General features: G+C 60.5%; 21 protein-coding genes. 2 read left to right on the top strand and 19 right to left on the bottom strand.

Annotated elements, in window-relative coordinates:
- Position 1: 1 nt before the first annotated feature.
- From M8997_RS12425 to M8997_RS12370, 12 genes are all read right to left on the bottom strand, one after another.
- On the bottom strand, positions 2-1,528 hold the full coding sequence (locus M8997_RS12425) for a DUF6212 domain-containing protein (protein WP_250017563.1): 1,527 nt from the start codon (positions 1,526-1,528) through the stop codon (positions 2-4).
- A 284-nt stretch (positions 1,529-1,812) separates the two neighbouring features.
- Complete coding sequence (gene galE / locus M8997_RS12420; protein ID WP_250017565.1) at positions 1,813-2,826, bottom strand: UDP-glucose 4-epimerase GalE; 1,014 nt, start codon at positions 2,824-2,826, stop codon at positions 1,813-1,815.
- 72 nt (positions 2,827-2,898) lie between these two features.
- Positions 2,899-4,083 (bottom strand): polysaccharide pyruvyl transferase family protein, encoded by a 1,185-nt coding sequence (locus M8997_RS12415; protein WP_250017567.1) that lies wholly within the window; start codon positions 4,081-4,083, stop codon positions 2,899-2,901.
- Between the two features lie 23 nt (positions 4,084-4,106).
- On the bottom strand, positions 4,107-5,429 hold the full coding sequence (locus M8997_RS12410; protein WP_250017569.1) for a glycosyltransferase family 4 protein: 1,323 nt from the start codon (positions 5,427-5,429) through the stop codon (positions 4,107-4,109).
- The gene (locus tag M8997_RS12405) at positions 5,429-7,672 is read right to left on the bottom strand and encodes a glycosyltransferase family 2 protein (protein ID WP_250017571.1); all 2,244 of its coding nucleotides are present in this window, start codon (positions 7,670-7,672) and stop codon (positions 5,429-5,431) included. The genes M8997_RS12410 and M8997_RS12405 overlap by 1 nt, the downstream gene beginning before the upstream one ends.
- Before the next feature lie 22 nt (positions 7,673-7,694).
- On the bottom strand, positions 7,695-8,474 hold the full coding sequence (locus M8997_RS12400) for a hypothetical protein (protein WP_371929568.1): 780 nt from the start codon (positions 8,472-8,474) through the stop codon (positions 7,695-7,697).
- 11 nt (positions 8,475-8,485) lie between these two features.
- Complete coding sequence (locus M8997_RS12395; protein WP_250017573.1) at positions 8,486-9,748, bottom strand: glycosyltransferase family 4 protein; 1,263 nt, start codon at positions 9,746-9,748, stop codon at positions 8,486-8,488.
- On the bottom strand, positions 9,745-10,590 hold the full coding sequence (locus tag M8997_RS12390) for a class I SAM-dependent methyltransferase (protein ID WP_250017576.1): 846 nt from the start codon (positions 10,588-10,590) through the stop codon (positions 9,745-9,747). The genes M8997_RS12395 and M8997_RS12390 overlap by 4 nt, the downstream gene beginning before the upstream one ends.
- On the bottom strand, positions 10,587-12,845 hold the full coding sequence (locus tag M8997_RS12385; protein ID WP_250017578.1) for a glycosyltransferase family 2 protein: 2,259 nt from the start codon (positions 12,843-12,845) through the stop codon (positions 10,587-10,589). The genes M8997_RS12390 and M8997_RS12385 overlap by 4 nt, the downstream gene beginning before the upstream one ends.
- A 78-nt stretch (positions 12,846-12,923) precedes the next feature.
- Entirely contained in the window at positions 12,924-13,583 is a 660-nt protein-coding gene (locus M8997_RS12380; RefSeq protein WP_250017580.1) for a calcium-binding protein, read from the bottom strand.
- A gap of 290 nt (positions 13,584-13,873) precedes the next feature.
- Positions 13,874-15,292, bottom strand: coding sequence for an HlyD family type I secretion periplasmic adaptor subunit (locus tag M8997_RS12375; RefSeq protein ID WP_256473275.1), 1,419 nt, complete (start codon positions 15,290-15,292; stop codon positions 13,874-13,876).
- The gene (locus tag M8997_RS12370) at positions 15,289-17,058 is read right to left on the bottom strand and encodes a type I secretion system permease/ATPase (protein ID WP_250017582.1); all 1,770 of its coding nucleotides are present in this window, start codon (positions 17,056-17,058) and stop codon (positions 15,289-15,291) included. Before M8997_RS12370 ends, M8997_RS12375 begins: the two co-directional genes overlap by 4 nt.
- A 200-nt stretch (positions 17,059-17,258) precedes the next feature.
- On the opposite strand from M8997_RS12370, the gene M8997_RS12365 reads away from it, so the two are divergent.
- Both M8997_RS12365 and M8997_RS12360 read left to right on the top strand, forming a co-directional pair.
- Complete coding sequence (locus M8997_RS12365) at positions 17,259-17,828, top strand: MarR family transcriptional regulator (RefSeq protein WP_250017853.1); 570 nt, start codon at positions 17,259-17,261, stop codon at positions 17,826-17,828.
- 43 nt (positions 17,829-17,871) lie between these two features.
- Complete coding sequence (locus M8997_RS12360) at positions 17,872-19,092, top strand: glycosyltransferase family 4 protein (RefSeq protein ID WP_250017585.1); 1,221 nt, start codon at positions 17,872-17,874, stop codon at positions 19,090-19,092.
- 25 nt (positions 19,093-19,117) lie between these two features.
- Here M8997_RS12360 and M8997_RS12355 read toward each other — a convergent pair whose 3' ends face one another.
- The 7 genes from M8997_RS12355 to virB11 are packed head-to-tail and all read right to left on the bottom strand — an operon-like array spanning position 19,118 to position 25,217.
- Positions 19,118-20,269 carry a type IV secretion system protein gene (locus tag M8997_RS12355; RefSeq protein ID WP_250017587.1) on the bottom strand — a complete coding sequence of 384 codons (1,152 nt, stop codon included), beginning with the start codon at positions 20,267-20,269 and terminating at the stop codon, positions 19,118-19,120.
- Complete coding sequence (locus M8997_RS12350; protein WP_250017589.1) at positions 20,266-20,454, bottom strand: hypothetical protein; 189 nt, start codon at positions 20,452-20,454, stop codon at positions 20,266-20,268. The genes M8997_RS12355 and M8997_RS12350 overlap by 4 nt, the downstream gene beginning before the upstream one ends.
- Complete coding sequence (locus M8997_RS12345; RefSeq protein ID WP_250017592.1) at positions 20,451-22,874, bottom strand: VirB4 family type IV secretion/conjugal transfer ATPase; 2,424 nt, start codon at positions 22,872-22,874, stop codon at positions 20,451-20,453. The genes M8997_RS12350 and M8997_RS12345 overlap by 4 nt, the downstream gene beginning before the upstream one ends.
- A complete protein-coding gene (locus M8997_RS12340; protein WP_250017594.1) occupies positions 22,871-23,173 on the bottom strand; it encodes a type IV secretion system protein VirB3 in 303 nt (100 codons plus the stop codon). The genes M8997_RS12345 and M8997_RS12340 overlap by 4 nt, the downstream gene beginning before the upstream one ends.
- Before the next feature lies 1 nt (position 23,174).
- The gene (locus M8997_RS12335) at positions 23,175-23,471 is read right to left on the bottom strand and encodes a TrbC/VirB2 family protein (RefSeq protein ID WP_250017596.1); all 297 of its coding nucleotides are present in this window, start codon (positions 23,469-23,471) and stop codon (positions 23,175-23,177) included.
- Positions 23,472-23,475: 4 nt separating this feature from the next.
- Positions 23,476-24,126, bottom strand: coding sequence for a lytic transglycosylase domain-containing protein (locus M8997_RS12330; RefSeq protein ID WP_250017598.1), 651 nt, complete (start codon positions 24,124-24,126; stop codon positions 23,476-23,478).
- Complete coding sequence (gene virB11, locus M8997_RS12325) at positions 24,123-25,217, bottom strand: P-type DNA transfer ATPase VirB11 (protein WP_250017600.1); 1,095 nt, start codon at positions 25,215-25,217, stop codon at positions 24,123-24,125. The genes M8997_RS12330 and virB11 overlap by 4 nt, the downstream gene beginning before the upstream one ends.
- Positions 25,218-25,220 lie beyond the last annotated feature (3 nt).

Raw genomic sequence — 25,220 nt, 5'->3', positions numbered from 1 at the left:
GTTATCCATTAACCATGAGGCTGATGTTGCGGAATTTCGCCCATGCGAAATTGTTGTCGCCGGGATTCTTCATCCGCGTTGCGAAATAGATGTTCTGCCAGACGCCGATCTGCTCGTTGATGAAGGTGCTGACGCGCCCGGGCTCCTTCGGGCTGACATTGATCCAACCGGAGAATCCTTCGCCGATCGCGGCTTCGCGATCTTCCGCGAAGAGTTCACGAGCGCTTTCGAGACTGGCGGCGATGACCATCGCGAATTCGACATCCTGCGATTCTTCGTTGTCGACGACCGCATCGGATGAAATGCGCAGGATCTTGGGCGGGCAGGCGCCCGGAATCTGGCCGATCGTCACGCCGATTGACGGCGGATGGCAACCCACGGCCTTCTCGTCGGGCAGCGGCAATATGGCCGCGAATTCGAACGAGATTTCATCCGTATTGGCGAGTGTCGCGAGGTCGAGAATGCTTGGCTGGACCGGAAATTCACGGAAACCACCCTCGCGCACCTTGTCCGATTGCGCCGGAAGATAGTTCGCCCAGTTCGGCAGGACGACGCCCGGCATGCCGCACCAGACCTGCAGCGCAATGCTGTTCTTCAGGATCGGCACATCATTGCCGGCATCCCTTACCTGGAACATTTCAAGCGGCTGCAAACCGCCCAGCGACAGGATGGGCAGTTCGTCATCCGCACCCTCGATCTGGATGCGCAGGCTGAGCGTGCGCCGCAGGCCGGCAAGCGTGCGCGTCAGGCCGAGATAGTTCCAGCCCTGCTTCAGCTTGGAGACGGGGATGGACCAGCTCTCCACCATGCTCATGTCTTCAAGCGTCACAAGCTCGGCGATCAGGGTCGCCTCGTCACGGCTTGGAACCCGGTCGAAATGGATGGCGATGGCGCTGACGCCCGAACTGGCGACCGGCAGGATCTGCGAAACGCCCTCGTAGGAGGCGTCGGCCAGGACGTTGGTGCGCGAGGAACTGCGCACCGGATCGTTGGAAAAGGCCAGCTCGAAGGGCTGCATGCCCTTGCGATCGACGAAGCTTTCGACCGCCGCAAAGCGGTTCTGCAGATTGTCGTTGAGCGTCCTCAGGGAGAGGAGCTCGCGATTGGACTTGGCGATACGCCGGGCATCGGCGACGAGCATCGAGGCAAGCTTGCGGATGAGCAGTCCGGCAGTTTCGATTTCGCTGCCCTGGCGCCATTCGAGGATGAGCGGCTCATCGACGATCCCACGGCTTTGCAACCAGTCGAGCAGGCGCTGTTCACGTCCGCGATGGCTCGGATTGATCAAGACCGCGAGGATACAGAGCGGCGCTTCGAAAGCCTCCGTCTTGCTGCCCCGGCCGTCCGAGAGGACAGCACATTCATCCTTGACGCCCTCAAAACCAAAAACCGTGACGGCATTGGAGAGGCCCGACGGCAGATCGTCGTGCTCGATGCCGATCCGCAACAGGATCGGCTCCTTGAGCAGGTCAATATTCTTGGAAGATTTCGTAGCTGGCGCGAGCTTGTACGAAGTCTGTAGCGTCATATCCTGGACCCTTGATCGAATGCTAAGGTATTAATGGGGTTCTATGCATCTAAAATGGCAACTTCATGAAATTTGTCACATATTTCTATTGCAGCGCAACAATAAAATTATTTCCTCGCTTTCTCATTAGACTAATAGGAATGTAGATACATTATGGGTTCAACTTGGGAATATTATACGCGTAAAATACTTTGATATTTGAAGTATTTTACGCGCGCCAGAAGCTGGCCGATGATCGATCACCGGCCAAATCCGGGCTTCCCCTATCCAGCTGAAACTCCTGGTTAAACCGCCTCAAGCTGCGCTTCTTTCTCGCGCACGGTCTGCAACTGGCGCTCCCATGCGAGCGCATCGCCGACGATCAGATCGAGGTCGGCGCGCCGCGGCACGAAGCCGAATTCATTGCGGACACGTTCGTTTCCGGCAACGAGAACAGCAGGATCGCCGGCGCGCCGCGGTGCGAGCTTCACGGTGAAATCCGTCCCCGATACCCGTTTCACGGCATCGATGATCTCAAGAACGGAATATCCGTAGCCATAGCCGCAATTGGCGGCCGTGCTCTTGCCGCCGGCTTCGAGATAACGCAGTGCGCACAGATGCGCCTCGGCCAGGTCGCTCACATGAATATAGTCGCGGATGCAGGTGCCGTCGGCCGTCGGATAATCGGTGCCGTAGACTTCCATATGCGGTCTTTCGCCCGTTGCCGCCTGGCTGGCGATCTTGATGAGGTGCGTCGCGCGCGGGAAAGACTGGCCGGATCGCAGCTGCGGATCGGCGCCCGCGACGTTGAAATACCGCAGTGCAACATAATTGAACTCCGGATGGGCGACGGCGGCATCCCGCAGCATCCATTCCGTCATCAGTTTCGATGTGCCATAGGGGGAAATCGGCTGATGCGGCATGTCCTCGGTGATGGGCGTGCGTTCCGGTTCGCCATAGACCGCGGCAGTGGACGAGAAGATGAAATTGCGGATGCCATTGGCGATCGCGGTTTCGATCAGGCCACGCGACTGGACCGTGTTGTTGCGGTAGTAGAACAGCGGATCGCGGACCGAATCCGGAACGACGATCGAACCGGCGAAGTGGAGAATGGCCGTGATGCCATGCTCGCGGATGATTCCGGCGACCAGCGCCTCGTCGCCGACATCGCCCTTGATGAACGGCACGCCTTCCGGCACCAGCCATTCGAAGCCACAGCTCAGATCATCGAGCACCACGACGGGGCGGCTGGCGTCCTTCAACGCCAGCACCATGTGACTGCCTATGTACCCTGCACCACCTGTAACGAGAACGGTCATTGATCACTCCTGGGATAGCGATTGTTGTCAGATATGATTGTTTGCCAATTGCGGAATTCGATTTAGACAGGCTCAGGCAACCTGCCGAACGGCGGCGCCGTTGCTGCCGGTCTCCTTCATCTTGTGATCGACATTGTTTTCCGTGAGGAACGCGTACATTTCGCCATAGGTCTTGTGCCAGGCGCGATTGTAGCGGTCGAAAAGCGACTGGTCCCAATAGTCTTCCAGCCGGAAGGTACCGCCGCTGAAGACGTCGAAACGCGGTATCTGATAGGTCTCGGCAAATTCCGTCGTCCGGCTGTCATAGGTGAAGTAGATCGACGGAACGCCGTTCGCCAACGCCATCAGATTGCCATGGAGACGGTAGCCGAGGACAAGATCCTGTTTGCGGGCAAGCTCTTCATAATCGGCCACCACATCGGAATAGAACAGGCGGGACCGGTAGAGCGCTTCGATCTCGTCGTCGAAATACCAGTCGGCGGCCCATTGATTGGCTTTCAGCGCCGCAATGGCCTCCTCCTTCTGCTCCGGAGTGCCGAAGACGATCTTCTTTTCCTCGACTTCGCCCTGAGCCATCAGGGTTGCGTCGAAATATTGCGCCATCCGTTTCACCAGATCGCGGTGGAACGTCAGATAGCGCTGGATATTGCGCGCATAGGTGGGGGAAACCTCGCGGCGGATGGTTACGCCGACATTTCGAACCTGGTCGAAGGAGGGCAGGTTCACCTTGAGGTCGGGATCGTTGCGCCGGAATGCCGTCGGGCAGCCGACGATGCGGACATTGTCGATGCCGATATCCTTGAGAACCTGCGCCGAATAGGCGCCCCTGACGCCGATCGAGGCGGTCGAATCCGCTATGATCCGCAGAAGCGTCTTCAGGTCTTCGGGCAACTGGAGTTCGCCTTCCACCGGGGCCTGCGCGCCGATGCCCCAGGCTATGACCGGCAGTTTCAGGCGCTTCAGCACGTCGATGGCGTGCGGCCAGCCCATGTGCTGATGGATATAGTTCGACCCGCGCAGGACGACATAGTCGAATTCGTCGCGCAGGCGGTCGATCCGGTCGAAATCGGGCTCGCCGAGCGGCAGTTCGCCCAGGTGTTCGAAGTTCATGAGCTTCAGGGAGGAATCGAAGACGAAAGCGTCGCCGATATTATGGTAATGATCGATATGACGCTGGATATCGCTGTACTGATACCATCGGACGCTGTCATGGTCGTAGATCTCTCCGGATGGGCTCATTACGAGGACGCGCGCCATTGATTATCCCTTCTGACGGTTGTTCAGCTTGCTTGCGACAGCTGGGCGTCTGCACCGGCGCCGGAGGCAACCTGCCGCTTGCTGTCGAGAACGCCGGCATAGAGCGCCATGTGATCGCCGGCACAGTCGAGATGATTTCCCGGCTGCCGGATGCTTTGATGCAGTTCGTCCCATAGGGACGGGTCGCGAAGCACCTCGGTGAACCGATCGGCGAGGTCTTCCGCGCTTCCGGCCCGGAAATGCAGCCCATCCTGGCCATCCCTGACCTTCTCGGCCATTCCGCCGATATTGGAGCATATGATCGGACGGCGATGATGCAGCCCTTCCTGGATGACGATCGGGGAATTCTCCCACCAGATGGACGGCATCACGACCCAATCCACCGATTGCATCAGACGCGGTATTTCGCCATTCTGGTAGGCGCCGTGGAAGCGGACGCGCGAACCGGCCTCGGCGATCAGTTTTTCTATCCGTTCGCGAAATTCCGCGGGCTGCTTCTCGAGATTGCCGCCGAAGATCATCAGCCTTGTATCCTCGCCCCAGACGTCTTCGGGAACCCGCGAGACGGCATCGATAAGCACATCGACGCCCTTGAACGGGGTGACCTGGCCGAAAAAGGCGAACCGGTTGCGGCGCGGGGTGGGGCCGGTCAGCTCGCGCGGCGGGGCGACGGGCTGTATCGCCAGGCCGTTCTCGATGACATGCAGCCTGTCGGCGCCGATACCCCACTCCATGTAGCGGCGGGCGAGAAATTCGCTCGGCGCCACGAAAGCATCGGCGAGCTCGAGCATGTTGCGTATGAACCGCTCCCGTTTCAGGAAGCGCGCGGGCGGTATTTCCGGGTAACAGGCATGGCAATCTATGGGAGATGCTTCATTGCACAGCTTGCCGGTGCCTCGCTTCACCATCTGGCCGTCATTGTTGCAGATCGCCAGATATTCATGGAAGGTCAGCACGATGGCGCTGTCGGGCAGCGCCTCCCTTATCGCGTAGAGCGTTTCCACGCCAAGGCCGAGCAGATGGTGGAAGTGAACCACCTGCGGGTTGAAATCCCGGACGAAGCGCAGCAGGTCCCGGCGGATCTCGTCCGTATTGGTGTTGGACATGTAGAAATGGTCATACTGATCCGCGTGGAAGAGAATCTCGTCGCTGCTGCGGCGCAGGCTCATCAATGCCGTCGTGCCATGCCTCGGCACCGGATGGGCGGCGCGGGCGAGATAGACGGATTGCACGTCCGGCAGCGTGTTCAGTCCCTTGTGCAGATTGTAGGAGGCAATTTCGCCGCCGCCGAGGGACACGCTCGGATGGGCATGGGAAACCACGAGGACCCGCAATGTTTCGCTCATCATGCCGCTCCTTTTGGCGCCGATTTCGAACGGGCCGGGCCGGAACCCCAGCGCGCATCGAAAATCTGGCGGTCGATGCCTTCGATCAGGGCTATCGTCGTCGGCTTGTCCGTGGCCGATATATCGTCCGAGCCGAGCATCTGCGCCGATGGCAGCCAGTAGGACTTCAGACCCGCCTTCTTGAGTTTCATGCCGAGATCGAGGCCCTTCTCGTGCGTCCCGAGATAGCCGCGCGTGAAACCATTGACCGAAAACAGGGCTTCCCGCGGCATCACGCAGCACTCGAATGTCGCGGCCGCAACCTCCATCGTTCCCATGCGGGCGACGGCATCGATGGGATATCCGGCATAGCGGCTGACGAGCGCGCGGTCGGATTGCTCGCTTGCAAGCCATGTCCCCGCCCAGCGGATGGAATCGTCTTCATAGGCAAGGGTCGGCGAAAGGACGCAATTGCCGCGTTGCTCATAGGCTGCCAGCAGCTTGCTCAGCCAGCCCGGGCCGCGCGGCAGAAGCGATGCGGCCAGAAAGACCACGGTCTCGGTCGATACGGCGCGGCTCCCGACTTCCAGCGCATCGTAGAGATCTTCGGAGCCACTGGCCGAGACCAGACGCACCCGAAGCTTGTAGAACTCAGCCAGCCGGCGCACCTGCACGCCTATGCGGTCGGCGATATCCGTCGCTGCAGCAATGACGATCGGCGCCTGGCGCGTCTCCGGATCGAGCGCCAGGAGGGCGAGCAGCGGGCCGATTTCCTCGACGCGCTCATCGACGCCGATAATGATGGCCGGACCCTCGGCATCTTCGAAGCTGCCGAAATCCACGACGCCGAATATGTCCGGCGCCGGCCGCTTGACGCCGCTCAGGAGCGGCACGAGCTGTTGCTCGACGATGTGCCGCAGGGCCCAGGCCTCCGGATCGATTGCCCGGATCTGCCTGACCACAGCCTCGCGCGAAGTCACGCGCGTCGGGGTGAGAGGCAGGAATGCGCGCCGCTCGCCGCTGAAGCCGAATTCGAGATAGAAGGGCGCAGTGCTGTCGCCATCGAGTTCCGGTGCGAAGACGACATAGCCATGGGCGTGCTTGTTGGGGTCGAGGCCGGCGTGGAAAGGCGCGCGATTGTCGTATTCCGCCGTCACATCGGGCCGGTCGACGCGCGTCCAGCCCCGGTCGATCTGGCATTCGCCGCGGTGACGGCGCAGCTTCACGCTTTGCACATGATTATCGGGATCGAGCAGCCAGCCGCAGATGAGCAGGCCGCTGCCATCGATGCGATAGACGCTGTCGATGCCGGCGCGGACTGGGATTGGCAGCGCCGATACGGTTTCCGTACCGTCGAAGCGGTTGGCGGCGGAGCGCATCCGCAGCAATATGTCGGCCGAACCGCGAACACGCGGCAATATCGCTCGCACATGGGTCGGCGTTTCCCGCGCCCCGACGACCAGCCGGCGGTCGTAGACCTCGGTGAACCGCCAGCCGCGGCGGCCGCGGAACAGAAGGCGGTCGATATCCGCAGGCTCGATCGGTTCCGGAGAAAGCAGCAGGCCGGCGAAACCGGAGGAATTCTCGTCAAGGTCGGGCCGCGCGAAAACGGAAATGGCGCTTTCCGCGAGCGAGGAGACCCGGCCGCTGATGACGACCCGCGTGACAGACGCGGTCAGGTCCTGGGCCCAGCCCTGCACGAAGATCTCGCCTTCGTCGCTTCCGCCGATCAGTTCCACGCAGCCGTCGGAACGGGCGCCGGCCTGCAACAAGGTCGTGATCGCGGCGAGCTTGCGCCGGCCGATCGGCCCCGAAATCAGCGCTTCGACCAACCCGTCGATGACGGCCGGCAGATTGGGACCGGCAAGATCGGTCACCATGGAAATGAGATCGCCGGTGGACGCGGCGCGGCTGACGAAGGTATAGCGCGTCACCTTCGTCTTGTGCTGGAACATGATCGTCTTGAACGGTGCGCGCCGCAGCATTCCGGTGGGCACCACCGCCACGAAACCATGGGTGCCGCGCGGCGACGCATCCTTCAGCGGCCAGCAGACAAGCGTGACCTTGAGGTTGAGCGCGGGATCGCCATTGAGGAATATCGAGACCTGATCGGCGTTCAGGCTGCCGATGCCCATGACGAGCACGAGCGTATCGTCGACCGGGCTGCCGACGACCATTTCGCCGTCCATCAGCAGCGAGTGACGCTCCGGCTGGCGGCTGCTCGTCCTCGCTATCGGCAATACGTTCCTGTCGTCACCATGCATCGGCTCGTTCCGCTGCCAGTTCTTAAAGGATCGACACGGCGGCTATGGCGCCCGCGGCGAAACCGACCAGGACGAACAGAAGCAGGATCAGCGGCTTGACGTCACCGCCCGAGCGCTTCTGCAGCGACTCTATCCGCTTTTCCATGCCACCGACGACACTGTCCATGCGCATCAGATGCACGTCGAGTTCCGTCAGGCGCTGGCTGACCTCGCCGCGCATGGCTTCGACCGCGCTGCGGACGTCGCCGCCCTCGCTTGCGGTCTCGCCGCTGGCGCCATCAAGCACAGGGGTGGGGCGCTGCAAGGCGCGCTGGCTCACCTGCAATTGTCGCTGGGCGGCCATGAGCATGTCGAGCTTGTCGAGAATGCGGGTCATCGGCGCCGCGATGAGCGCTTCCGCCGCTTGTTCCGCCGGTTTCGGGACACGGAGCGATTGCTCGACGCCCGCCTCGTTGATGGCGATGACGACGAGTTCCGCAGCGCGGATGGCGGCGAATTGCGGCAGCATGACCTCGAAGGCGTGCGAGCCATCGCCGATGCCGCTGCGCTTCAGGTCCGGCCGGTCCCGGTCGGCGACCGCCTCGGCGATCGGCTTTCCGTCGAGTAGGACGCGAATGGTGATGCGCTTCGTCGGTGTCGCCGGATCGAAGGCCCAGCCGAACAGGCGGCCGTCATCGATCGCATCGACCCTTCCCTTCATCGGCTCCGCCGCCTTGGGCGGTGCTGGAGTATTGTTCTGCACGGGCGGCGCTGTCCTTGGTTGAGGCGCGGCCTGCGGCGGTACTTGTGTCACAACAGTCATGACTGTTCCTTTCAGGCGGCTTCGACACGATCGGGGCGCAATGTCTCGATGAGAGCCATGTATTTTGCCGCGGTCGTTTCAATTGTGTCCGGAGCGCGGGCCGATCCAGCCAGGCGTTGCCGGAATTCCGGATCGGAGGCGATCCGGCGCATTGCCGAGGCCAGGGCGACAGGATCATTGGGCGGAACCGTAAGCCCGTTCACTCCATGCTCGATCATCTCCGCCATGCCGCCAATATTGCTGGTTATGACGGGACAATTCTGCCCCTGCGCTTCCTGGATGACGAGGGGCGCGTTTTCCCACCAGATGGAGGGCATCACTGCACAATCCACGGAAGCGACGAGCCCCGCTATATCGTCGCGGCGATAGCTGCCGCGGCGCTGCACGGTGGGCGAGGTTTCCGCGAAAAGGCGATCGATCTCCGCCACGAATTCCTCGCTCTGGAAGGGAGCGGCACCGTGGATTCGCAATTCGAAATCCAGGCCTTCTGCGATCAGCAATTTCGCTGCTTCGAGCAGGACCGTCGTGCCTTTCCATGGATTGAGATTGCCGAAATAGCCGAATACCGGCTTCCCGGCGCCGAATTCTTCATTTCGCGCGGCCGCGGGTCGCTGTGGCTGGCCATTGGGAATGACGCTGACCAGATGTTCCGGCAGGCCCCAATCGACATAGCGCTGCTTCAGGAACTCGCTTGGCGAGACGAAACCGTCGACGGTGCTCATCAGCGATTTGAGATGACGCTCGCGCAGGACGAACTTGTCCAGCGGGATATCCTTGAAGCAGGCATGGCACCTGTCCGGCGTCGCGCCATGGCACAACTCGCGGTTGGAGGTACGAACCATCAGCCCGTCATGATGGCAGATCGGATAATAATCATGCAGCGTCATGACGATGCGGCAGTCGGGCAGAACGCGGCGCACTATATGCGGAAACTCCGCTCCGAGAAGCAGGAGGTGATGGAGATGGACGATGTCGGGACGGAAATCGTTGAGCAGTTCCACGATGTCCGGAACGATGCCGTAGAGATCGACCTGGCTCATGAAGAAACGGTCGAAATGCCCTGACCACAGCAGGATTTCATCGCCCTTGGTGCCGATGCTCTGGAAACTCGTGCCCGGGCGCTCCTCGCGGTGGATCTTGTTGGTCGCGCCGAGAAACAGCGCCTCATGACCATCGCGCTGATAGGCGCGGAACAGGTCATGGGCGAATATCTCCGTCCCGCCCGGGTGAAGGGAGGGATGATTATGCGCAGCGACCAGGACGCGGGATTTCATCGCGTTGCCCCATCATATTCGGCGATGAAGAGGTCCTGGTAGTGGTCGGACGGCGTGCCGCGCCAATGGCCGAAGGACTTCGTCGTCGTCACCAGCCCGGCGCCTGTCAGCGCCCGGTCGATGAAGCCATCATCGAAGCCGACGGCTGCCAGCGGCGGCAATTCCGGCACGAACCAGCAGGGGCCATCGTCGTAACGTTCGAAGGCAAGGCGCGGATCGCGCTTCTGGGAGGCGTTTTCCCGCGCCACCTTGTCAACGATAAAGGCGGTCATGAACAGGCGACCGCCAGGAGCAAGCAGCCTTTCGATCTCGCGCAGATAGGCGATCACTTCCTCGTCGGGCAGATGCGTGACCACCGAAGTCATGATGATGAAATCGAACTGTCGCGGCTCGAACGGCAGGGAGAGTTCGAGGCCGTTGACCTTGCCCTTCGGATTATAGAGGTTGTGGGCAATGTCGACATGGGTGAAGTCGAAATTGCCGTACCTGGCGCTGATATTCTTCTTGCACCATTCGATGCCGCCGGAGACGGGATCGACGCCGCAATAGCTGCCATTGTTGAAATCGAGATACTGCGTCAGGGGCACGGCCATGCGGCCGATGCCGCAGCCGATGTCGAGGACGCGGTTGGTCTTCCGCAGGCCGCCCTTGCGGATGAAATGGCCGAGGAATTCCACGCCGACCGCCTGGAAGCTGCCATCGCCCACGAATATGTTCTCCGGCTCCGGAGCCGGGAGAAAACGGTTCTTGAGGACGGATTCCATCAGCCATTCGACGTGATCATTGTCGAAGAGGTTCACTTGTTCGCTGGGTGCTTTCTTGAGTGCGATGACCTCGGTCAAGCGGCGCTCCTTTCGGATTTCTTGCTAACGAATGGCGCGACCGTGTCTTCCACGGCCTCATCGCGGTAACTCGCCATCAGATCGATGATATCGTCGTTCCAGCGCTGGGTATGGAGCCAGGAATTGTACTGGCTGGCCAGACCACGCATGTAATCCGAACTGCGGCGTATCGAGCGGCGTTCGAAATGATACAATTCCACGCCGGGCTCATAGGCAATCTGAAAGCCGATCTGGCGGATTTTAAGGCAGAGATCGCTGTCTTCGTAGTCGCCGATCACGTAATCATCGGTAAAACCGCCGACGAGGTCGTAGATGTCCTTGCGCGTAACGAGGCATGCGCCCGTCACGGCCGGGACATTGCGAGCGATCTGCGCCGGGGCGTAATTGCCCGGCATGCCCTTGTAGAAATGATGATTCAGCCAGACGCCGCGGCGATCCCTGGCGAAATAGAGGCCGGCATGCTGGAGCGAGCCGTCCTCGAAAAGCAGCTTCGGGCCGACGGCGCCGAGCTTCTTCTGCTTGAACAGCGGATTGATCAATTCATCCAGCCATCCCGCCTTGCAGGGCACCACGTCCGAATTGAGCATTACCAGTATTGTGCCGGTCGCCTGGCTGGCGCCGGCATTGCATGCCCTTGCATAGCCGCCATTGCGGTTCATGACGACGAGCTTCATCGGCAGATCATGCAGTATATGAAGCCCGCCCAGCATATGTTCCGTATCGTCCTGGATTTCGGGTGAATCGAGCACGAAGATGATCTCGGCATTGGCGACGAGCCATGGATCCGTGGCCATCGCCGATAGCTGGAAGCGCAGGAAGTCGAGGTTCCGGTAAAGCGGGATGACGATCGACACCAGTGCATTGGCCAAGGGCTCGCCGAATTCCTTGACCTCCGCGATCTTGGTCGCCTTGCCGAGCTTCGCTTCGACCTCACGCAGGGCAGGGGCGAGAATGTTGCGGAAGACCTCGTCCTTCGCGTGCTGCGGCGGGACCGAACGCAGAATGCGCATGCGCTGGGCCGATGGCTCGAAGGGTTGAAGCTGGGGTGTCAGCGGTGCAGTCGCGCCCGAAAGAAGCCGCATCTGGAACCGCGGCTGAAGCAGCGGTCCGAGATTCTTGATCTGGGGGAGCCAGGCGGCAAAGCCCGTCACGTCCGCGCCGGGACCTTCCGCCTTCTTGTCGGTCTTGCCGGGGAATTGGTAGAAATGCGGCTCCAGCGGGATGGCTGCGCCTGCCTCGGTCAGATATTCGATACCCGCGAACATGCCGACCGGATCATTGGTCCAGCCGCCGACGAGCAATCCGCCGTCCAGCGCCAGCGCCAGGTCGATCTCTGCCGCGGGCTGGGTAGCGCTCCTGGCAATCTGCCGCACGGGCATTGGCGTGCGCATTTGCAGGTCGATGGCCGTCGCAGCGCCGACTGGCTGGATCTTCGCCAGGTGATGCACCAGAAAATCGCGCAGTCGTGGCTCGTTCTGGCGCTTCGTCCACCATTTCTGGAAGCTGGAGGGGGCCGGATCTTCAGCGAGCCTGCGGACGGCTATGCCGTTCTTGCCCGATATCGCGAAACGGTAGGATGCCGGCAGGGTCTTGGCGGATTCGATGAGAAAGTGCAGCGATCGCGCGCCTTTCTTCTCCTCCGGCCCGATGACCATCTTCATCGGCAGCGATATGACCGATTGACTGCCTATCCCGTAGATCGCGTTCACCTTGCCGAACTCGGCATCGATGCTCGTTTCGAGCAGGTGATTGTTCTCGAGCGGCTGGCCGCAATTGCGCATCTCGCGAGGCTCGGGGGCGAGCGACGCCATGATTTCCCGGACGATGCCAGCAAAGACGGGATCCTGCGACAGCCTGAAGGCGCTGCACCAGGTGCTGAGAACATTGTTGAGAAGCTTGATGTGTCCGGCCGGGCCGATATTGTTCAAGGCATGGTCGATATCGAGCGGGCCGAGCTCTTCGGCCGGGTAGAGCGTCACCTGCTCGCTCGGGCCGGATGCAGCGGCCGAAAGGCGGAGCGTTACCGGCTCGTCCTTCGTGCGCATCGCCCAATATATGCGTTGCCCGCCGGTTTCCAGAGGTACGGAAAGGCTGACGAGGGGCACAAGCGGTGCGGAGGATTCGAGCGAGGATTTTGCCAGAACCTTGCTCTTGCTCGGAATGTCCCAGATCAAAATTGCAACATCGGCGCACAGTCTGGAGATCAGGACGCCTTCAATATGCTCTGCAATATCCGTTGAATGGTTCAGGTCCAACAAATTGTCCCTTCGCTCCAACCAAAATATGAAAGAAAAGGGCGTGCTGGCCCCAAAGCCAGCACGCCCCGTCCATTATCAATGAACGACGAAGTAGTCGCTTGGGTTAGCAAGCACGTCGTCGGCATTCACGTTCACGAGAGTGACGGAATCGCCATTGCCGAGATCGACAACAACGTCGCCACCAACCTGCGTGACATGCGAGGCGACGTCGTCGGCCGACTGGATGTCGGAACCGTTGATGCCGCTCGAGATCTGGAGGTGATCCTGGCCGGGAGTGAAGTCCAGAACCACGTCATTGCCGCCACCGCCGCTGAAGACGAAGACGTCGTTGCCTGCACCGCCGATGAGCGTGTCATCGCCGGCACCACCGGAAAGGATGTCGTTTCCAGCGCCGCCGGAAAGGATGTCGTTGCCCTGGTCGCCGTACAGGATGTCATTGCCTGCGCCGCCGAGAAGAACATCGTCACCACGACCGCCGAAGAGGACATCGCTGCCTTCGTTGCCGGTCAGTACGTCGTCTCCATTGTCTCCGAAGAGGATGTCATTGCCGGTGCCACCGAAAATGGAATCATTTCCGTTGCCGCCAAACAGCAGGTCGTCCCCTTCATCGCCGAATACCGTGTCACTTCCGTTCCCGCCGAAAACGACATCATCACCACCACTGGCATGGATGAAATCGTCAAAACGGGAGCCAAACAAAACGTCGTCGTAGGCGCCGCCTTCTAGAGTGGCCATCTGCTTCTCCTTTGTTGTCCTGCATTGATATTACACATAGCCGGAAATGTTCCGGCGACGATGCTCTGACGATTGTGCGCTGCACCAAATCGAAATGCAACCTAGATTAGGAATATAAATATGGCAATCCATAGTAACAATTTATTACATTAATGTATTGCGACAAGTTTATGAAATACATATAATTGTTGATTAAATCGAATATAGATAAGTTATACATCATTATTGGCCACAATTTATTTTGAATTTTGAATTAACGTTGAAAGTGCCTGCTATTACAGGCACTAACGCTAATCTTCTCTGAAGGCTCGGTTGAAGCTGTCGGAGATCGGCGAGATGATGTAATCGATCGCGCGGCGCTCCTTATGGACGATCAGCACTTCGGCCGGCATGCCGGGGTAGAGCTTGATCTCGGAATTTCCGGCCAGGGAGGACGGCGAAATCTCGGCCCTTGCCACAAAGTAGGCGGTATCGTTCTTCTCATCGACCAATTGATCGGCGGCCACAAACGTTACCTTGCCGTCGAGCGGCGCCATGGAGCGCTGATTATAGGCGGTGAGCTTGACCTGGACCGGTGAATTGACCGCGACGCCGTCAATATCGCGCGGGCTGATCTTCATCTCGACGACCATGGGCTCGTTCTCCGGAACGATGTCCATTATCGGCTCGCCTGCCGCGACGACGCCCCCGGGCGTCCGCAGGCGGATATTGTCGACGATCCCGGCCTGGGGAGACCTGATCTCGACGCGACGCATCACGTCCTCGGCCGCGATGATACGATCCTCGGTATCGGCAAGGTCGTTCTGGCTCGAGGTTATCTCGCCGGCGATTTCCGACTGGATGTCGCTTTCGATGCCGGCAAGCGCGAATTCCGCTCCAGCCTTGGCCTGTTCGGCCTTGGCCTTGTCGCCTGCATATTCGCCGCGGTCGCCGGCAAGCGCGCTGAGCCGCGTCTCGATCTCCGTCAGCTTGGATTTCTCGGCGTAACCCTTCTTGACCAGCCCGGCGATCGCCTGTCTCTGCTCGTTGATCAGCGCGATCTGCCGATCCGTGGCTTCGATCTGGGCCGCGGATGCCTTGGCCTGTTCCGTATATTGCTCGATCGTCTTCTGCTGGACGTCGATCTTGCTCATCTTCTGCGAATAGCGCTTCTGGAAGAAGATGCGCTCCGCCTTCATCGCATCCTCGGCGACGACATTGGCCTTGGCGACGAAATCGGAGGGGAAGGTGATCTCCCTTTCGCCCCGCTGCTCGGCCCGCAGGCGCGTCAGCTTGGCGATAAGGCCGATGCGGCGGCTCTGCAGGGATTGGAGCTCGGACCGTGCCCGCGTATTGTCGAGCTTCACGAGCGGCTGGCCGACCGTGACGACATCGCCCTCCTGGACGAGAAGCCGGTCGAGGATTCCGCCTTCGAAGTGGCTGATCGTCTTGCGCTTGGAATCGACGATGACGGTGCCAAGCGCAACGGCGGCACTGCCGAGTTCGGCCGAATAGGCCCAGCCGAAAAAGCCGCCAAAGGCTATGCCGACTGTCGTCACACCGGCGATGATCAGCTTGCGCAGCGGCGAACGCTGGTCCTCCTGCTCGAGATCGAGCACCCATTCGGGCTTCACGGAGCCGAATTTGGTCGGAAGATTGCCGGCATCGGTAGTTGCGGAGCGCGGCGTCAGGAGGTTGCCGATCCGCTTGGGAAGATTTGTCTTGCTCATGATCCTGTCGCCCCCATCTTGGGTCCGGTCGGGGTTATCGAGGCCACGACATCCGTCCGCGGGCCGAATTGGGTGATCCGGCCGTCTTCGAGGACGAGCAGCTTATCCGCGACCTGCATAATCGTGGGCCGGTGCGCGATCATGATGACGATCGCCCCGTCATCCCTTGCATGTTCGATGGCCCGCATGAGCGCGCGCTCTCCTACCGCGTCGAGATTGGCATTGGGCTCGTCGAGCACGATCAGGCGCGGCCGGTTATAGAGGCAGCGCGCAAGGCCGATGCGCTGTCTCTGGCCGCCGGATAGCGTCAGCTTGCCGTCGCCGACCGGCGTGTCGTAGCCGAGCGGCAGCCGGCCGATCATCTCGTGGACGTCGGCGAGGCGGGCGGCTTCGAGCACCCGGTGCGGATCGCTATCGCCCATGCGCGCGATGTTGTCCTTGATGGTGCCTTCCAGCAGTGCGACAGATTGCGGCAGATAGCCGGCGATCTCGCCGAAGGACCCGCGCTCCCAGAGATAGACATTGTTGCCATCGAGGAACACGCCCCCCGAAGTGGGCTTCACGATGCCGATCATCAGGCGCGCCAGCGTGGATTTACCAGCGGCGGAAGGCCCGACGATGCCAAGGACTTCGCCCGGGGAGAGCGCAAAGGAAATGCCCTTGATGATCGGCATTTCCACACCGGGGGCCGCATAGACCAGGCGATCGACGATCAGGTCGCCATGCGGGCGCGGCGTCGGCATCGTCTGCCGAACAGCCAGGTTCTGCGCCAGCAGCGCCTGGATTCGCTGCCAGTTGCCAATGGCGTTCACCCATTGCCGCCAGGTTTCCACGACCTGGTCGAACGGCATGAGCAGGCGGCCGACGATGATGCTGGTCGCGATCATCGCACCCGGAGAAATCTCCTGCTCCATCGCCAGGAGCGTACCGGCGCCGAGCGTTGCGATCTGGATCATGAATCGCAGCGTGCGTACGATCGTCGACATGGCGCGGCTGCGGCCGCCGCCAAGGTCCAGCATGTCCAGCGCGTTCATCTGCAGCCCCCGCCAGCGTCGAGCCAGGGCCGGCAGCATGCCCATGGCCTCGATCGCTTCGGAATGGCGCAATGTGGCGCTGATCTTCGAAATCGCCTCGATATTCGCCTGATTGGCTTCCTTCAGCAGGCCGCGCGTCAGCAAATCGGTGATGACGCCGCAGCAGACGAGGATGATGACAGCGACGACGCCGATGATGCCGAGCGTCGGGTGCAGGAGGAAGAGCACGCCGAGAAAGATTGGCGACCACGCGGCATCGAGCGGCGCGCTGACGGCGGAAGAGGTGAGGAAACTGCGCAATTCGGTGAGGTCGCGCAGCGATTGCGTGGCTTTCGGCAGGCCCTGATCGACCGAGGCCTGCACCGCAGCCGTCAAAACCGGCAGATTGAGCCGGCGAACCAGCGCGCTTCCCATGGCCTGAAACGACAGCGCCCGGATGAACTCCAGTATGCCGTAGACGATCAGGGCTCCGATGGCCAGGACCGTCAACATCAACAACGTGTCCGTGCTGCGGCTGTTCAAAACACGGTCATGAACCTGGAGCATATAGAGGGGAACCGTGAGTTGCAGCAAGTTGATGCAAGCGCTCAATAAAACCGCATAGAGGAGGCCAGCGAGGAAGACCCTGCGAGCTCGATAAATCAGCGCCTGTGGGGTCGGCACAGCGGGCCCCGCGGGAAATTTTCCAGCGGGGCTCTTGCCATTCTCACTAATTTGACGAGTATCAGTCATGTATATTCTGCCTTGGAAATGACACAGCCGCGGGTTAGCCCGTACGACCTTGGTCTATGGCTGTAGACTAATAAAGTAATACTGCGCAGAATGTGACAGAAAAAAGTTCTTTCGGTGGGGAAATAAACGAAGGAGAAATGAAAACATACTCGTAACTTACTTCAATTTTTGAAGTAAACTGGATGATGGAGAACGAGATGATACAGAAACTTCTACACGAAGGAGTGGAAGTCGAAACATCTATTGACGGCTATGATGCCGTCGATTTCCCAGAAATAACTGCAGAAAAACAGGGACATAAACCGCCGGTTCATACTGTCGTCGTGACGCATTTTGAACTTGCGAGGATGATTGAGAGGGTTAATCGTCGATTCTCCAGCCTGCTCAGGACGGAGATGACGAAGCTCGGAGTCGAAGATGTGGGACCGGCTCAGGCAATGGTGCTTCTGGCGATCGGCGATGTCGAATTGTCGGTCGGGGAACTTTTGGATCGCGGACATTATATCGGATCCAACATTTCCTACTACCTGAAGCAGCTGGCCGATGGCGGTTACATCGACCGGGTCGCATCGCAACGGGACAAGAGGTCGGCGCGTATCAGGCTGACCGAAAAAGGCGAGCGGCTCTGCGCCAATCTCCGCGATGCGGGTGGTGCCTATAATCGTGTATTGGCCAGGGATGATGACGATCTGCGTAACCTCGAAATTGCATTCCAGACGCTACACAGGCTCGAACTGGTGTGGGGCAATGCCGCACGCTACGGCATCTGATCCTTTGCCGAACTGCCAAACCCTGCCCGGACAGGCCTGAATCATGCATGTGGCATTTGTACACAGACGTGGTTTTGGTCAATTTTCTGCCCTGGCTGAACATCTTGCCTCCAGCGGGCACAATGTCAGCCTCATTTGCGAGACCGTGGACCGTCGCCTCCCAGCAGTCCGCGTCATCAAGCACAGGGCAGAATCCGGACCCCGTTCCGATACTCAGATGGCCAGGCATCTGGGTATCCCGGATCATCACATCCGAATTGGCCACCGCGTGGCCGAAACCTTCGAGGCCATGATTCGTCAGGGCGAGCAGCCCGACCTGGTCATCGGCCATATCGGCTGGGGCAGCATGATATTCACGAAGGACGTCATGCCCAAGGTCCCCGCCATCGGCTATTGCGAGTTCTTCTATCGCGCGGAAGGTGCCGATGTCGGCTTCGCGCCGGACGATCGACCCGACGCGGAAACCCGCAAGCGGCTGCGGCTGAGGAACATATCCCAGCTCCTGTCGTTCGAAAGCATCGATGGTGGCATCAGCCCGACGCAATGGCAGAAGAGCCTCTATCCCGCCTCGGTGCAGAACAGGATAGCGGTCTGCCATGAGGGCGTCGACCAGGACCGGTTCAAGCCGGACAAGAACGCCTCGCTGCGCCTGCCCGATGGCCGCGTCCTCAAGGCGGGAGACCCGCCGATCATAACATTCGTGGCGCGCGACCTCGAACCCTATCGCGGTTTCCCCCAGGCACTGGAGGCGGCAGCGCGGGTCGTGGCGCAGAATCCCGATGTCCTGTTCATCTTCGTCGGCGGGGATGGCGTGAGCTACGGCAAGCCACCACCCGGCGGCGGCTCATGGAAGGACAAGCTGCTGGCCGAATATAACCTGCCGCAGGACCGGGTGCTTTTTACCGGGCCGATCTCCCATGATCTGCTGCGGCAGCTCTATCAGATTTCGACGGCCCATATCTATCTGACCTATCCGTTCGTGCTCTCATGGTCGGTCGTCGAGGCGATGGCATGTGGTGCGCTCATCGTCGGTTCGGATACGCCTCCGGTGCGGGAAGTGATCAAATCGGAGAAGAACGGGCTTCTCGTGCCGTTCTTCGACACAGCCGCGCTGACGGAAACGCTGCTGCGCATCCTGCGCAAGCCCGACGATTTCATTCCGCTACGGGCAGCCGCGCGCCGAACGGTGGAGCATCGTTTCAAATTGTCGGATTGCCTCGCCAGGCAGAAGGCATTGATCGGGTCGGTATTGCGCGGCGGGTAACGGCTTTTCGCCGAACCGCAAGCACTTAACGGTTCTTGCCCTGCCGGGTGATGGACGCGTTGCGGTCCTGTAGATCGCGCATCGCCGTTTCGGTGCCAGCATATGAACTCGCATGTGAGCCGGAATATGACGTGGCCGATCCGGCCGAGCGGCTACGGGCGCCACGGCCGGACGGGAACTGCTCTCCCGCCCGGTGGGCCGAGGCCCAACCCATCCGCGTCGATTGGCCTTCGACCCAGCCTTGCGTGCCTGCGGCAATACGCGCTGTGAAAGGGAAAATCCGCGTCAAGAGAAAGAATCCGGCCATGCAGATCGCCACGAAGGGGGCGACATCCTTCATTGCGGGGCTGTTGGTGGCATTGACGCTGTTGATGAGGGCGAAAATGCCGTCCTGCGCGCCAAGGAGGTAAAAGCTGAGGAAAGTCGAGAGGAACACCGGAATCAACATGGCCTGGACAAGGCCGCTGAGCCAGCCCCAGAAGAACCGCGATGGCGCCTGGAAGATCAATGAAATGATCGCAAGCGGCGCCAGGGCAAGCATCACCCAGAGCGCCAGCTTGGCAAAGAGCAGCAATGCCAGTGCGTATCCGGCAAATATTGCCGCGGCGATCCAGACAATGGCGGCCGACAGGGGAGATTGCAGCGGCGCGGCAAGCAGGGCCTCCTTGGTCGCGTTCGTCGGTGGTGCCGTCTTTTGCGGCTGCGGCGCCGGAGCGCCGCCATTGTCCGGCGGCGGCACTGGGACAGCTGCCTTGGCCACGTTGTTTTCGATTTTCACCGCTGCGATCAGCGCATATTCATAGATGGTCGAAATATCCCGCGCCACGGTCGCCATGCCCATGGCCTTGCCGTTGCGCGGGTTAACGATGTTGTTCAACATGACGCCGCTGATCATATAGGGAATATTGGTCACGCCCTGGTAAATGGCGATCTGTATCTGGCCCCATTGGGTCGCCATGGCGAATATCATCGCGATGCGAAGGAGCTTGAAACTGATCGCGACGATGTTCGTATCGCCCGTGCCCTGCCAGAAGCGAAAGCCCCAGAAGATCAGATAGAGCACGAAAAGGCCGGATGCGACTGGCGTCATATGGGCGGAAATCGCGCCATAGGTCGCAGCGGTGAAATCCTTGCCGAGCGCATCGACATTGCTGAGCAGCGCGGCGAGTTCGTTCATTGCGGTGCCGGCGGTGCAATGCTGGCGAATGGCTCGTTTACCGGACGCAACGGGCCGCAATCATCCTCGGCATAGGACAAGGCTCCGCCGGGGAGGGAGCAGGGATGTCGCAGCCCGTCAAAACTCATGCAGCCGCTGCATGCCAGCGCGATGATGAGCATGAGCCCGATTGCCGGCAGTTTCATTCTGTATCCTTCCGCCCGCAAAAGACAGGCAACCAATCGGCCGGGTTGTCGCCAAGCCGTTCGCGCAATGATGTCAGTTCCTGGATAGTTTCTGCCCGGCCCGACAGGACCTTGAGCAGGTCGTCCATGTCATTGAGGCGAAGCCGGGCAATGACCGATTCCTGTCCGTGCTTGATCAGGAAGCTACGGCTGGACGGGTCGGTCGTCCGGATCCATTCGACTTCCCTTTGCGACAGACGCATGCCGCCGGCATGGCTCTCCATGTCCGCGCGCGGATTGGGGAAGAAGATATGTGTCGCGCTTTGCTCGATCAGCGTGTTCGCGATTGGCGAATTGACGATGTCCGACGCGCTCTGCGTCCCAAATCCGATGATTCCGTTGAACTTCCGTATCGTCTTCATCTTGTTCTTGATGAACGCGGCAAAGACCTCGTCTTCGAGCAGCCGCCAGCCTTCATCGAGGAAGATCAGTATGGGACGGCCATCGAAAAGCTCTTCGATGCGGTGAAATATATACATCAGCGCCGCGCTGCGGGTGAGCGGATCGTCGAGAATGCGCGTCATGTCGAAGCCGGATATGGCGGACCACGAGAAAGTGTCGTCGGCATTGTTGAACAGCCAACCGAGCTGTTCCGGACGCAGCCATTTATCGAAGCGCGACAGCAGATCGTCGGTACCGGACGGATTGCGTCCCCGCAGCAACGTCGCGAACAATGGCAGCGACCGCGAAGCCCGGTCCGCCGACAATATGTGGGCGATTGCGGCGCGCAGCACGCCTTCTTCGCTGGCGGACAGGGCCTGGCCGTCCGGGCGGCGGAGCATGAGCGAGAAAAGTTGAAACAGAAAATCCCTGTTGGCGCCGCTATCGGGCAATTGCAGCGGATTGAAGCCGCTGGCCATGTCCGGTTGCAGTTCCCGATAGGTGCCGCCGAGCGCGCGAACGAAGATTTCGCCGCCGCGATCCTTGTCGAAAAAGATGCAGCGCGGCGCCGGAGAAAGGCGCTGCGATTGCGCCATGAGAAACGACAATGCCACGGTCTTGCCTGAGCCCGACGGGCCGATCATGGTGAAATTGCCGAGGTCACGTTCGTGGAAATTGAAGAAATAGGCGCTCTGGCTGGTGGTCTCGAGCAGCGAAATGGCGCTGCCCCAATGATTATCGCGGGATTTTCCGCTCGGAAAATTGTGAAGTGAGAGAAAACCGCCGAAATTCTTCGAGGAAATCATCGCCGAGCGCGCGATATAGGAGAAATTGCCGGGCAGTTGCGCCCAGAACGCCGCCTCGCAGTTCAGGTCCTCGCGCAGCCAGATGATCGATTGATCCGTCAGAGCGGTTCCAACGCCGCGGATAGACCGGTCAAGCTCCTGCTTGTCATCGCCGATGCACATCACCGTCAGATGGTGTTCGCCGAAGATAGAGCGCGAGCTCAACAGTTCGTCGCGGGCGCCGGCGAGTTGATCGCCAATGATCGAACCGGCCTCGTCGGCAACGGCGATCTGGCGCGACACTCTCTCGATCCTGTTCTGGGCGACCGCCCTGTCAATGATCGAAAAGCTCTGGCTGACCACGAATTCATGCGGCACCTTCAACAATCCGTCGAGCAGGAGCGGGCCGGTATAGGAGGGATATTCCCGAATGGACAACATCGCACCGAGGCGTGTGTCACCCGGAGGAGTGGCGCCAACGAACTCCAGGGCGTTGCGGCCGAAATTGATCCGTTTCATCGCCAGCGCGCCGTCCAGCGGCATGCGCGGCAGGCGCATCGCCACGGGCTTCAGACCGTTCAGCAGCTGGACGAGGAATTCGAGCGGCTCGGAGAATGCAATGCCCGCAGCATCATTGCGGATGCCCAATATTCTTGCGCCGTAGCTCTCCAGGATCTGCCGCACATCGAGAGCGGTACTGCGAAGTTCGCGAAGGTCATCGTCGGATACGCCGCTATCCCGGGTCTTGTCGCTGCTGCGCCGGAACAGAAACCTGCTCAGGCCGTCCAGAATTTTCACCTGGCCCTGCAATGGCCGGCGGACGACGCTGATATACATCTCGTTGACGAACATCCGCCTTTGCCGGAGCTGCGCCATGTAGCGCGCGTTCAGGTCCCTCGCAAAAGGAGTTTCGAAACTGCCGCCGAGTTCCGGTTCGAGCCGCCGCCGCACCAGATGGCCATAGACGGCATAGCGGCTGCTGCCGAGGGCCCGCAATATCGTGTTTCGACCTTCGAGCCTGCCATTGATATCGGCCATGTCGGCCGTTTCGAAACAGAAGCCGTCGAGCTTGAGGAAGCTCACGAGCATTCCGTCCTTCGTGCGCAGAACGCTGTCTTCCACGTGCCGCAGATAGGGAATATGAGCGGCGACGGAACGTTCGCGCGCGCCGACCGAGCCGAAGCGCATCTGGCTGCGCACGCCCGGCGAAATCACCGCGTCTCTCCCGCAGCGTAGCTCTTCACGCCCCAGACCGATTTCGACTGCGGCGGCGTCTTCGCGCCGCGGATCCTGAGAACGCTGAAGATCTGTTCGTCACGCAGGGTGAGGAAGTAGCCGAACATATGGATCGGCACGATGAGAAACAGCGCCAGCAGTCCCTTGGTCGCCAGGAATATGACCGCCGTCACGACCATGTTGAACATGGCGTACATATAGGGCACGCCGAACAATGTCGGCGCACGCGTCAGCGCCTTGACCAATGGCGTGATGTCCGGGGCCTGTTCTTCCCGCATGTCAGTGTCCGAGCGCGCCTTGGAAGAAGGTCACGATCTGCGTCGAGCCGAAGACAAGGACGATGCCGAGAATGACTGAACCGGCAATTCCCCAGGTGAGCCGCCCGCTCCAGGCCAGAAACCCGCAACCGATGACGGCGAGGATTGCCAGCATCGACGCTATCGGCCCGGTGAGGATCGATATCAGCGTTTCGAGAACGCCGGTGACCGGCTGGAGGCTTTGCGCGCTCGCAGCGCTGGAACAGGCTACAGCCGCAACGGATATGGCAAAGAAAAGCGCGCGCCGGTTAATATTCATTGGTCTACTCCATGTGCAAGACGAAGCCCTGCGACCATTCCCTGGCGCCGCGGGGCTGCTGAAAATCGATTGTTGCGGGTTTATTCTCGCTGCGACGGGCCTGAAGCGGCTTCCAGCCGTAGAGATCAGTCAATACAGCGGAGACATAGGCGACGGTTTCCGGGTACAGCGGAACGCCGTTGTTCTTTGCGACCGCCGCCTCACCGGCATTGTAGGCGGCAAGAACATAGATCGGATTATCGTATTTCTGCTGCAGGACGCGCAAATAGCGCACGGCGCCCCGCACATTGTCTTCCGGGTCGCATGGGTCCACCGAAAACCGTTTGGCCGTTTCGGGCATGAGCTGCATCAGCCCGATGGCGCCCGCGCTTGAGACGCTGTTCATCCGGAACCCGCTTTCCCGCCTGGCGATCGCCAGCAGCAGGTCCTTGTCGAACCCCTCCTCGGCCGCGATCTTCTCGATCACGGCCCTGCCTTGCGCCGCATCGTCGTTCGGGTCGAACCGGCAAGGCTTGCCGGTCGCCGGCTCCGGGAGGGGCGCTTCCGGCATCACGGTCACCTTGATCTCCGGCCGCGCGGGTTCCGCCGCCGCGATGCCTGCGACGAACAATGCGCAGATCGGTATCAGGCTGAAGATATGACGGCAGAAGTTCATCGCTGCAGCCTCCGCCCATCGCCGAAGACTTGAACGACCGGATGCGGGCTTGCGTCGCCTTGCATGTCGGCCCAGCGCAGGAACGGCTCATAGAAAATCTCGGTGACGACGCCCGGCCGGCCGCCAACCCGCGCGATCTGAACCGTGAGCGGGAGGGCCTGCTGCAGCGCATTGATCATGTCTGTCTGATTGAGGCCTGCGCCACCGCTGGCCTGCATGATCAGCAGCGCTAGCCGCAGATAGGCGCCTTTGGGCGAATTCGCATGGACGGTCGAAAGCGAACCGGGGTGACCGGTATTGATCGCCTGCAGGAAATCCATCGCCTCGGAGCCGCGGATTTCACCCAGCAGCAAACGGTCCGGGCGCATGCGCAGCGAAGCTTCGACAAGATGGCACGGATCGACATTCGCGATGTTCTGCTGTCCGCGCGTCGCGATCAACCGCACATGATTTGGCTGGGCATGGGAAATTTCAGGCGTATCCTCGATGGTGATGAGCCGCTCGGAACGCGGAATTTCCTGCAGCAGCGCGTTGAGGAATGTGGTTTTTCCCGAACCAGTGCCCCCTGAAACGAGAATCGAGACGCGTCGCTGCACCGCTTCCGAGAAGAATCGCTCCAGGTCACCCTTGTCGAGCAGATGGCAGAGATGGGCTTCGTCCTGAGTGAGGATTTCGGCGCTGTCGATGATGCGCGCCCCGGCAAGCGCGCCGGTTCTGCCATAATCCGCGAGCGTCAGCCGCGACGAAGTCTGCCGCCTTATGACGATTGCACCGCCATCCAGCGCCGCGGGCGGCAGCACGGCCTGGACCCGCTCGCCGTCCGACAGGGACGCCGAAAGTATAGGCTCCTCATCATTGACGAATTGGTGGCTGGCGGCGGCAATGCGTTCGGCCATGAACCGGATTCGTTCGGCTGTAAGTTCCGGGATGGCGTGTTCTTCCATGCCGGTCATTTGCCCGGACGAGCGTTCCACGAACACGCAGCCGGGCCTGTTGACGCAGATTTCCACCACATCCGGTGATTGGAGGAAAGGATTGAGCGGGGCGAAAGCCATGCCGACAAGATCGGGCAGCGATGCGGCAAGCGTCATGAC

Source organism: Phyllobacterium sp. 21LDTY02-6 (genome assembly GCF_023554255.2).
Classification (GTDB): Bacteria; Pseudomonadota; Alphaproteobacteria; order Rhizobiales; family Rhizobiaceae; genus Phyllobacterium.
The sequence above is the reverse complement of the archived record's forward strand: the minus strand, read 5'-3'. Positions and strand labels throughout refer to the sequence as shown.